Origin of the sequence: Micrococcus sp. KRD077, assembly GCF_017168505.1 — a bacterium.
Classification (GTDB): domain Bacteria; phylum Actinomycetota; class Actinomycetes; order Actinomycetales; family Micrococcaceae; genus Micrococcus; species Micrococcus luteus.
Genome location: NZ_JABFAZ010000108.1, coordinates 1 through 1,750 on the forward strand (window position 1 = coordinate 1; position 1,750 = coordinate 1,750).

The 1,750-nt window shown below is 67.9% G+C and carries 1 protein-coding gene and 1 pseudogene; both read right to left on the bottom strand.

Features of this window, described 5'->3' with window-relative positions; translation table 11 throughout:
• Positions 1 to 126, bottom strand: a pseudogene (locus J1M39_RS12070) (IS3 family transposase); the annotation flags it as partial.
• Positions 127 to 133: 7 nt separating this feature from the next.
• Positions 134 to 1,483 (bottom strand): IS30 family transposase, encoded by a 1,350-nt coding sequence (locus tag J1M39_RS12075; RefSeq protein ID WP_442864345.1) that lies wholly within the window; start codon positions 1,481 to 1,483, stop codon positions 134 to 136.
• Between the last annotated feature and the right edge of the window lie 267 nt (positions 1,484 to 1,750).

The window sequence follows — 1,750 nt, forward strand, 5'->3', positions numbered from 1 at the left end:
CTCGGTCTTGTACAAGCCGATGACGCATTCCATGAGCGCGTTGTCATACGCATCGGCGACGGTCCCGATGGACGCGGCGATGCCCTCGGCGGCCAGGTGCTCGGCGAAGCGAAGGCTCGTGTACTGCCTGGGTTCAACCGGTCGTTGCAACACCGGGTTGTTGGAGCGAGTGTAACTGCTCCTGGAATACTTCGGCGGGGGTCTTCCAGTCGAGGCTCTTGCGGGGTCGGTTGTTTAGTGCGAGGGCGACTGCTTCGAGGTCTTCAGCGGACCATCGTGAGAGGTCGGTGCCCTTCGGGAAGTATTGCCGCAGCAACCCGTTGGTGTTCTCGTTCGTCGGCCTCTGCCAGGGCGAGTGGGGGTCGGCGAAGAACACCTTCGTGCCCGTCTCGAGCGCGAACTGGGCGTGCGCGGAGAGTTCTTTGCCGCGGTCCCAGGTGAGCGTCTTGCGGAGCTGTTCGGGGAGCTTCATCATCGACGCGATGAGCGCGGCGTTCATCGCGACTGCGCCGTAGCCGCCCAACGCGGGCCCGTTCTTGATCGGCGGCGCCTCGCCCCACCCGTCCAGCCTCGGCAGGTGCACCAGCAGGGTCGACCGGCTCTTGCGTTCGACGAGAGTGCCGATCGCGGACCGGCCCGTGCCGATGATCAAGTCGCCCTCCCAATGCCCGGGCACGGCGCGGTCCGCGGCTGCTGCGGGCCGTTCGGAGAACACGACATCGGCGGTGACGTGACCTTGCGGGCGGTTCTGTGCTCGAGCCCGCGGCTGCCGGAGGGCGCGGCCGGTGCGCAGGCACGTGACGAGCTCGCGTTTGAGCGCACCACGGCCCTCAATGAACAGCGACTGGTAGATCGCCTCGTGGCTGATGCGCATGGATTCATCATCCGGGAAGTCGACCTTCAGCCGGTGCGAGATCTGCTCCGGGCTCCACGCGGTCGCCCACCGCCGGTCCTGCCGGTGAGGTTTGTTCAGCCCCTTCCATGCCGGCGGTTCCGGCCCCACGACGATGCTGCCGTCAGGCCGACGGACGTTTCCGGCGAGGCGCTCCTGGACGTACTCACGCAACCGGTCGTTGGTCGCGAGCTTCGCCGTCTTCGGGCGCTTCGCTGTCTGCTGAGCCTTCCATTGCGCTACCAACGCCCGGTACTCCTGCTTCCCGCTGCGCGTGGCCGCGTTGCGGCGCAGTTCGCGGGAGATCGTTCCCGGGTCGCGGCCGATCCTGCGCGCGATCTCACGCACGCCGACCTGCTTGGCGCGCAGGAGCGCGATCTCCTCACGCTCCTCGAAGGACAGGTAACGGCCGCTGGGCTCGGCAAGTGAGATCGGTGGCATGCCGCCAGCGTGGCGAAACCAACGGGACCCGACCGGCACAGACACGCCCACCTTCAGAGCCGCTTCGGCTGAGGTGATGCCCGTCGCGATCAGACGCCAGAACTGCCGCTGCACCGCCCGCGAGGGCTCAGGCCGCCCGGGCGAACGCATCGGCGGACGCAACGCCCGATCCGCACGCCATTGCCGACGCGCACCCTCGGGCACATCGCTCGTCTTCGCGGCCCAGTCCCTCGTCGCCACAGCTGAACACCTCCACGGTCAAGGTGTTGCGACGACCAGTTGAATTCACCCTGCGACCCGGCATCGCTGTGCGCGATCAGCTCGCCGGGCTGCACAGGGTGCCCGTGCCGGTCACGGTCCCACAACGCGATCCGCAGCGGGGTCAGGACCAGCGGGGTCGTCTTGGCCGTCGCGGCA

What these genes read in the sequence shown, in the direction of transcription:
- J1M39_RS12075 (WP_442864345.1), bottom strand. Translation starts at nt 1,483, where the DNA reads ATGCGTTCGCCCGGGCGGCCTGAGCCCTCGCGGGCGGTGCAGCGGCAG.